The organism is Cupriavidus sp. 05N40 (assembly GCF_056397305.1).
Window position 1 is genome coordinate 1 of the sequence record NZ_JBFTND010000270.1, and the last position, 8481, is coordinate 8481.

Annotated in this window: 7 protein-coding genes; all 7 read right to left on the bottom strand. The window is 64.7% G+C overall.

Annotation, left to right across the window (positions count from 1 at the left end; genetic code table 11):
* Positions 1 to 398 precede the first annotated feature (398 nt).
* Entirely contained in the window at positions 399 to 1823 is a 1425-nt protein-coding gene (locus AC1DO7_RS37080; RefSeq protein WP_441619106.1) for an HDOD domain-containing protein, read from the bottom strand.
* An 8-nt stretch (positions 1824 to 1831) separates the two neighbouring features.
* On the bottom strand, positions 1832 to 3613 hold the full coding sequence (locus AC1DO7_RS37085; protein WP_441619108.1) for a putative bifunctional diguanylate cyclase/phosphodiesterase: 1782 nt from the start codon (positions 3611 to 3613) through the stop codon (positions 1832 to 1834).
* A 345-nt stretch (positions 3614 to 3958) separates the two neighbouring features.
* Positions 3959 to 4549, bottom strand: coding sequence for a DUF1294 domain-containing protein (locus AC1DO7_RS37090; protein WP_441619110.1), 591 nt, complete (start codon positions 4547 to 4549; stop codon positions 3959 to 3961).
* A 93-nt stretch (positions 4550 to 4642) separates the two neighbouring features.
* Positions 4643 to 5053: an FKBP-type peptidyl-prolyl cis-trans isomerase gene (locus AC1DO7_RS37095; protein ID WP_441619111.1), complete on the bottom strand. Its 411-nt coding sequence runs from the start codon at positions 5051 to 5053 to the stop codon at positions 4643 to 4645.
* A gap of 140 nt (positions 5054 to 5193) precedes the next feature.
* Positions 5194 to 6639: a short-chain fatty acid transporter gene (locus AC1DO7_RS37100; RefSeq protein WP_441619113.1), complete on the bottom strand. Its 1446-nt coding sequence runs from the start codon at positions 6637 to 6639 to the stop codon at positions 5194 to 5196.
* A gap of 49 nt (positions 6640 to 6688) precedes the next feature.
* Entirely contained in the window at positions 6689 to 7627 is a 939-nt protein-coding gene (lhpI, locus tag AC1DO7_RS37105; protein ID WP_441619115.1) for a bifunctional Delta(1)-pyrroline-2-carboxylate/Delta(1)-piperideine-2-carboxylate reductase, read from the bottom strand.
* A gap of 71 nt (positions 7628 to 7698) precedes the next feature.
* Positions 7699 to 8481 (bottom strand): flavin reductase family protein (locus AC1DO7_RS37110; RefSeq protein ID WP_477117288.1); only part of this gene is annotated, 783 nt, incomplete at its 5' end.

The following is an 8481-nucleotide window of genomic DNA, read 5'->3' on the forward strand; positions in this document are numbered from 1 at the left end:
ATACGCAATCGTGCGGTGCTGCTTTGCAAAGTGCGCTACCTCTTCATCCCAGCTTTCGAGACTTGCTCCCAGTCCGTGAATGAAGACAATGGGGGCTCCTTCGCCTCGTTCGACGACGTTGAGATTCACTCCGTTCACTCCGTTCACCGCAAAGCATTTCACAGTCGACTCTCCACAGATGCGCATGCATCTCGTTGCCGCTGTACGGTGAGCCAGGATCTTCCTGGCGACACTCCCTCACCACAGCATCACGATTCTATGTCCCCAGGCGGGATATCTCACTGCGAGGTGGGGGAGGTGTCCCTTCCTGACTGCGCATTGTCCGGGAATTGCACAAGATGTCCGGGCATCCCGCCGACCTTTCGCAAGTGCCGCCGGGGACTGCGCCGCTTGAAGGGTCAGGCAGACCTGAGGAAGCTCGATGAGATTTCTCGTGTCAGGAGTTCCATCGCTTCCAGTTCCTCCTCCGACAAGCCGCCCACGCAAGCGGTCGTGCCCCAGTCTCCGTAGATCAGTGCGACGCAGCGATTCCTGATGGTCACCGGGGCCAGCAGGATCGAGGTGGCATCGGGCAACTGTTCACGGTACCAGCGGGGCACGCGGTGGGCAATTTCCTTGTCGAAGGAATCTTCGATCACCAGCGGTTTGCGCGCGGTGGCGGCAAAGTGGAATATATCCGGGACAAAGCCCTCCTCGAACGATAGCGCCTCCAGTTTCTCTCGCATGCCGTCGCCAAATCCGATACGCGCCCCGAAGCGCTTTGCCTTCGGGTTCAGCAGCATGAGAAAACAATGCGAGAAGTTCAGTGCCCGCATGGCGGATTCGAGAACGAGCGGGGCCAGTTCGGAAATTGGCAGCTCGCCGCCTTCGCGTTGTATCTCGCCAAGGCTCTGCCGCAGGCGCGCGAGAGCGTCGTGCGGTTTGGCTGAGTTCGTTGGCGCGACCGCCTCGGCGGTGTCCGCGGATGCGGCGTCGCGCATCGAGGCATTGAGTGTCTGCGCCTGCGCTACCGCGATTTCGATGGCCTCGGGTTGCAGGCCCAGCGTTTGCGCGAGCTCCAGTATCGCGGCCTGGACGACATCCTCCGGTTCCCCGCTGCAGATCAGCGCCGCGGCCTGCGATGAAACCTTGGCCATTGCACCCAGCCAGTCGGCATGGGACTCCAGCGGTGTCTCTTTGTCGAAGCTCGCCCGCGTCATCGAGGTCGCGATCAGGGACGGCAGCCGCCATTTGATGGCGGCCGCCTGCGCGATGTCTTCCAGCGTCACGCCCAGCACACGCTGGATTGCGTCGCTTTCCCCGGCAGCGTCTTCCTGGCAGGAATCCTGGATCTGATTCCATTCTTCAGGAAAGTAGAAGACCAGGAGCAGGCGGCTCATGTGATGCATCAACGTGCAGACCACGGCCTCTTCCGCCTGGCCTATGCCCTGCGCGTTGCTCAGGGCCCTTGTGAGCTCGCCGGCAATCAGCGTTTGCTGCAATGCCTTGGCAGCCTGCGGGCGGTTGGCGGCGACCCCGGAAAAATACTCGAGAAGCTGGACCCCCAGCGAGAGATGGCTTATCGCATCGACACCCAGCACAAGGATGGCGCGCGATACCGTCGTCACCTCCCCGCCGAAAGTGCGGTACATGGCGGAATTGGCCAGCCGAATGACCTTCTGCGACAGGCTGAAGTCAGACAGTACGCCGGCGGCCATCTCGCCGACGCTGCTGTCGCTGTTCAGCGTCTTGAATATGTTGTCAATGCTGAACTGCAGTGTGGGGAAGTCCCCTTGCTGAGCCATTCGGCTCCAGAGCATTTCGAAGAACTGTTTCTTTGACATGATGGCATCTATTTCGCAAATGCCTGGGAATCGTCAAATAACAATTGACCGGCCCGAGTCATGCTCTCAAAATCCGGCGCGCTGAGCGCCTTCGAATATAGCCACCCCTGAACCAGCGCACATCCGTGCCTGGCCAGCAGCTGATTTTGCTCTACCGATTCCACGCCCTCCGCGATTGCCACCAGGCCGAGTTCCCGCGCCAGCGAGAGCACGGCCGATACGATGGTCCGCGCATGCGGCGAGTCCATCATGTCGGCCACGAAGCTCCTGTCGATCTTCAACGCGGATAGCGGGAAGCGCCGCAGGTAGGACAGGCTTGAGTAACCGGTTCCGAAATCGTCAACCGCGAACCGGACGCCCAGTGCGCGTAATTCCATCAGCAATTCCTGTGCTGCCTCGGGGTCAGTCATCAATACGCTTTCCGTGATCTCGAGAACCAGGCGTTCGGCGCTGATGCCGGCGTCGTGAATTGCCCTTCTGACGCTGGCGGCGAATCCCGGATGCTTGAACTGAACGGGCGAGACATTGACCGATATATATCCCACCTGCATCCCCTGGGCGTCCCATCCCGCGAGCTGCGCACAAGCGCACCGAAGCGCCCACGCTCCGAGGTGATTGATGAGTCCGTTATGCTCGGCAATTGGAATGAATACGTCCGGCGGGATGGGCTCGGCCTTTCGCTCCCATCGCATCAGCGCCTCGACCGCGCAGACCTTGCCGGATTCGGGCCACACGATAGGCTGGTAGTGGAGAACGAACTCGCCGTTCTGGATAGCCTCGAATATGGCCTGCTCTATGCGGAACTGCTCGTCCTGGCGATGGCCGAGTTCCGGCGAGTATACGCAGTAGCGATTCTTGCCCTGGGCCTTTGCGTCATACATGGCCAGGTCTGCATGCTTGAGCAGTTGCGACTCGGACTGGGATGCGTGTGTGCCGAAGGTCAGGCCGATGCTGGTGGTGACACGGACCTGGCAGCCCGCGAGATGAAACGGTTGCCTGCAGACGTGGATGATTCGTTCCAGTGTGGCGACGGCAGCCGCTTCCGATGCGACCCTGGACAGCAGGAGCACGAATTCGTCACCACCCAGCCGCGCCACCATATCCCCCGGACCCACGGTGCCCAGCAGGCGCAGGCTGACCTGTTTGAGCAAGGCATCGCCGAATTCATGGCCCAGCGAGTCGTTCACCCGCTTGAACCCGTCGAGATCCATCAAGGCAACGGCGAAGGGCGCCGTTCCTGCCCCGGCTTGCGCAAAGCATTCGGCAATGCGCTTGCTCATCAATGCGCGGTTGCCTACGCCCGTCAGGGGGTCAAGGAAGGATTCGTCGATGAGCCGTCGTTCGTTACTGACCCAGTGGGTGACGTCGTGCCCGAACAAGGACAGATACGCGTTGCCGTCRTCGTTCGCGCAGGGGGCGATGCGGAGGTCCAGCCACCGGCTTTCGCCAATTCCGCCCAGGAACCTGACCTGGCCGCATTTGACGTCGCCGTCGCGCTCGCAGGCCGTGAGCATCGCCGCGAGCTGTTCGCACTGCTCGAGCGAGACTAGGTCGAGTACCGACGATTTGAGTAGATATTCCCGGGGGTACGCCAGCAGCTGTGCCGAAGCTTCGGTAGCGGACAGGATTCTCCCCGCGGTGTCGACCTGCAAAGCCAGTCCACCGGAGGTCTCGAGCAGTGCCCAGGCGTCCTGCGCCGATACATCAGACGATACGTGCGGATTCCCGACGGAAGATAGCGAATGCGGAGGTACGTCCGTCAGAACAGCATCATACGTATACGATGTCATGGGATCTTTAACTCGTAGTCCTTTGTGGGCTAGCCTCAGCCTGAAACTAATACCATAATCACCCGAATAATGGGAATCGGCTTTGGCGGGCAGCGCGTTACGGCCAGGCCCGATTCTAAAGACCGCGACACGGATTTTCAGGTATTCCGGCTATTCGGGCCGTGCCTGCCCTCGTATGCGCAGCGTTGGGCGGGGAAAATACCGGAGCCGCCCGGGGACTTGCTTCGCGCCAGCTTTTTGTTGCTTTTGTACGACAGTCCGGAGTTCCGCCGGAAGCCCGGGCCTGAACGTTCAAACAGCAGGTGGCCCGGGCATCCGGCGGGCCATTCGTCCGGAGCGCGCGCTTCATGCACGGACTGCCGTGATCCAGAGGATCATCGCCCCGACATTCAGCGCCACGGTGGCCCGGAAGATGAACTGGAATTCCCGCTTCTGGTTCTTGTGCCGGAACAGGTGCTGGGCCGCAAGCGCGCCCGGCCAGCCCCCGAAGAGGGCGAGCAGATGCAGGTTTGCCTCGGGAACACGCCACTCCCTGCGGGCTGCGCGGCCCTTGTCCATGGCGTAGAGCGCGAACACCGTCACACTGAGGGCAAGGCTGAGGAGCGCCACGCCGCGCGGCAGGTAACCTGCGAGGGCAATGCCGATCACCGTGGCCAGGGCGAACGCGCCCGTCACCGCTGGAAGCAGGCTTGCCTGCGCTGATGCCTGCGCTGCTGCCTGCCTCGGGGCGCCCGCTATCGAAACCCGGCTTGCCTGCGGGCGGCCTTCCTTGCTCGTCGTGATCTCAAACGATACCCGGTCGCCAGCCCGGGGCACGGCGCTGCGATTCTGCAGCGAGCTGACATGAAGGAAAACATCTTTCGACTGGGCGTGAACCTCAATGAAACCGTAGCCCTTGTCGGCATTCCAGGATTTGATCCGTCCGGCTTTTCTCATCCCTGTTATTCATATTCCGAGATGGCCAAGTCTAACTGATGCGGGAACGCATCACGCATGGCCGGCGGTGGCAGGCCATGCGTTCTTGTCCGTTCAGCCGCCGATGCCCAGCAGCTCCACCTCGAAATTCAGCGTGGCATTGGGCGGGATCGTGCCCGGCACACCGCGCGCGCCGTAGGCGGTCGGGCCCGGGCAGACCAGCTTGGCCTTGCCGCCGACCTGCATTTTCTGCACGCCTTCCGTCCAGCACGGGATGACCCGGTTGAGCGGGAACGAAATCGGCTGGCCGCGCTTGTAGGAACTGTCGAACTCGGTGCCGTCGGTGAGCGTGCCGCGGTAATGGACCTTGACCGTGTCGGAGGCCTTGGGCGAGGGGCCGGTGCCCTTGACCAGGTGCTGGATGGTCATGCCGGAAGGCAGGGTTTCCGCGGGGCCGGCAGGCGCTGCGGCGTGAACGGCGCCGGCGCAGGCGAGGGCGGCGAGGAGCAGGGAGATCTTCTTCATCGTTGGCTTGGCTGGGTGGGAAGTCGGATGCGCCGGCCGGGCCGGCCGCAAAACCAGCATCTTAAACCGGGACGGGGGCAGTCCCGGTTTTTACGCTTCCTGCCAGGCCACACCAGGCCACACCAGGCGGCAAGCGCAGCCTATGGCATCACGGGCGGGCGATAAGGCAAGGTCGCGGCGAACGCCCACAGCATGAACAGCACCAGCGGCGCGTGCACCAGCAATTGGGTGAAGGTGAAGCCGACCACGTCCTTGGCCCGGATCCCGAGCACACCCAGCAGCGGCAGCATCCAGAAGGGGTTGATGAGGTTGGGCAGCGCCTCCGCGGCGTTGTACACCTGCACCGCCCAGCCGAGGTGGACCTGCAGCTGGTTGGCGGCCTGCATCACGTACGGCGCCTCGATGACCCACTTGCCGCCGCCGGAGGGTACGAAGAATCCCAGCACCGCCGAATAGACGCCCATCACCGCCGAGAACGACTCCCTGGTGGCCACCGAGACGAAGGCCGACGCCAGGTGGTGCGACAGGCTAGCGCCATCCACGCCCGCCGCCTTGGTGAGCATGAAGGCGATGCCGCCGTACAGGGGGAACTGGATCAGCACGCCGGCGGTGGATGGTACGGACCTCGCGACAGCCCGCAGGAAACGCTTGGGGCGCCAGTTCAGCAGCATCCCCAGCATGAGGAACAGGAAGTTGTACGTATTGAGGTTGGAGATCGCGAGGACCGGATCCTTGGTGGTGAATTCGTGCACCAGCCAGCCGGTCCCGAGCGCCACGATCAGCAGTGTCAGTAGCGGGCTGTATTCGAGCCATTCGCCGGGGCGCGTCGGGCGCCCGGTCACATCGCCGGCATCGTCCAGGTCCACGCCCATGTCTTTCGCGGTGCGGGCGCGCTCCCCGGTGGGCGCGGAGAAGTAAGCCACCAGCAGGGAGGCCACGATCAGCACGGCGGTCATTGCCATCGATTGCCACAGGAATATCGTCTCGGCGAACGGAATCACGCCGGTGATATCGAGGAGCGACCTGGGCAGGCTGGCCGGATTCGCCTGCAACTGCGCCGCGGACGAACTCAGGCCAAGCGCCCAGGTGGCGCCCATGCCCAGGTAGGCGGCCGCGCTGGCGGCCCGGTAGTCCACGCGCAGCCCGGTGCGCCGCGCGATGGCGCGCACCAGCAGGCCGCTGAAGATCAGGCTGACGGCCCAGTTCAGCAGGGAGGTCAGCAGGCTGACCAGTGCCACGAAGGCGACGGCGCCGCGCGCCGTCCCGGGCAAGGCGGCGAGGCGCGCGATCAGCAGCGACGCGGGCGGYGACGCCGCCACCACGTACCCCGCGATCGCCACCACCGCCATCTGCATGGTGAACGGTATCAGGCTCCAGAAGCCATCGCCGAAGGCCTGCGCCACGCTCTGCGTGGACGCGCCGATGCCGATGGCGCCGAGCGCCACGACGACCACCGCGATGGCGGCGAAGATATACGAATCGGGGAACCAGCGCTCGGACCAGTCGGTGACCTTGATGGCCAGCCGTTCCAGTCCGCCGCGGCTTGGGTTGTCCCCGTTTTCCAGGGATAGGGGTGCGCTTTTCATTTACTGTCTCCTTGCATTGCCATGGCTTTGCGCGCGGCACGATGCCGCGCTAGCCTTCGAATCCCTCATAGGCCATGACGGCGGCCGCCAGATCTTCCAGCGCGGTGCCGACTGCCTTGAAGACCGTGATTTCCTGCTCGTCCGCGCGGCCCGGATGGGCTTGCCGGCACAGGTCCGCCAGCGTCGCCCGGATGTCGGCCGCCCGCAGCACGCCTTGTTCGATGGGGTGCAGCAGGTCGCCCGCCTTGAGGACCGCCTCGCCGGTGTCGACGAACACCGAGGTTGCGTCAAAGCAGGCATCGTCCGCTTCGCGCATGGCTGGCGTGAAGCCGCCGATCAGGTCCAGGTGCGTGCCGGGGCCGAGGCAGGTCCGCCGGACGATGGGCACGGTGGAGAGCGTGGCCGCGGTCACGATATCGACGCCTTCGCAGCCGTGCGAAACCGATGCGGCAAAGCGGGCGTCGAAGCCGTCGGCCCGCAGCCTTGCCGCCAGCAGCTCGCCCTGGTGCGCGTTGATGTCCCATACCGCTACGCGTTCGATGGGCCGAACCGCGCGATACGCATAGGGCAGCAGGCTCGCCACCCGCCCCGCGCCGATCACCAGCATCGACGACGCATCGCGGCGGCTCAGGTACGACGCCGCCAGCGCCGACGCGGCGGCGGTGCGGCGGGAGGTGATCTCGTTGCCGTCGATCATCGCCAGCGGCTTGCCGGTGCGCGCATCGTGCAGCAGGTAGGTCGAGTACAGGCCCGGCAACCCAGCCTGCGTGTTGCCCGGATAGATGGTGACCGTCTTGACGCCGAGGTAGGCGCCGGGCTGCCAGGACGGCATCAGCAGCACCGTTCCTGCCGCCTCGCCGGGCGTGCCGATGGCATGGCTGTGGCGCTGCGGGACCTCGCAGCCGCGGATGAAGGCGTCGCGCAAGGCGGGCACGAGCGCATCGAACGGCAGCAGCGCGCGGGTGGTGTCGGAGTCGAGTATCTGCATGTTTTACGTGATGGAGTTGGGGAGGGAACGTGTGATGGCTTGCGGGCCGCTCGCCGCCGGCGCGGATGAGATCAGGCATCCAGCACGATGTCGCTCGCGGGGATCGCCTGGCATGCCAGGCACACGCCGGCATCCTCCGGCTCTTCGCCATGCAGGTGGAGGACGCGGCCCGACACGACCGGCACGGCGCAGCTTTCGCACTGTCCGACCCGGCATCCGCTGGGCAGCGCCAGGCCCAGCCTTTCGGCGAACCCCAGCAAGGGTCCGTCGGCCGAGCGCCAGACGCGCGCGGTGGCGGATTTCGCGAAGACCACGTTGAACTGCTGCTCGGGACCGGACACCGTGCGTTCGGGGGAGCGGAACACCTCGCGGAAGATGTCGGAGCGATGCATTCCCCTGGCCGCCAGCGCATCGGCAAAGGCGCTCATCATCGGCGCCGGGCCGCACATATAGACCAGCGGACGGGCGCCGAGCCATTCCGGCGGGACATGGCCGGCGCTGACACGCCCGGCCACGTCGTAGTCGATGCCGGGCCGATCGCACGCGTCGGGGCGGTCGTAGAAATCGATCACCTCCAGCCCCGTGATGCACTCGCGCAGCGCGCGGATGCGCGAGCGGAAGGCGTGCGCCTGGCCGTTCTGGTTCGCGTACAGCAGCAGGATCCTGGGCCGATCGACCGGATCGACCGGATCGACCGGATGGCCCGGATCGCTGGCGGCCGCGAGGGATTCCAGCAGCGAGATGAACGGCGTGATGCCGATCCCGCCGGCCAGCAGCACAAGCGGCCGCCGGGAACGCACCGGCATCACGAAGTTGCCGGACGGCGCCCGCAGCGATACCACATCGCCCACCGC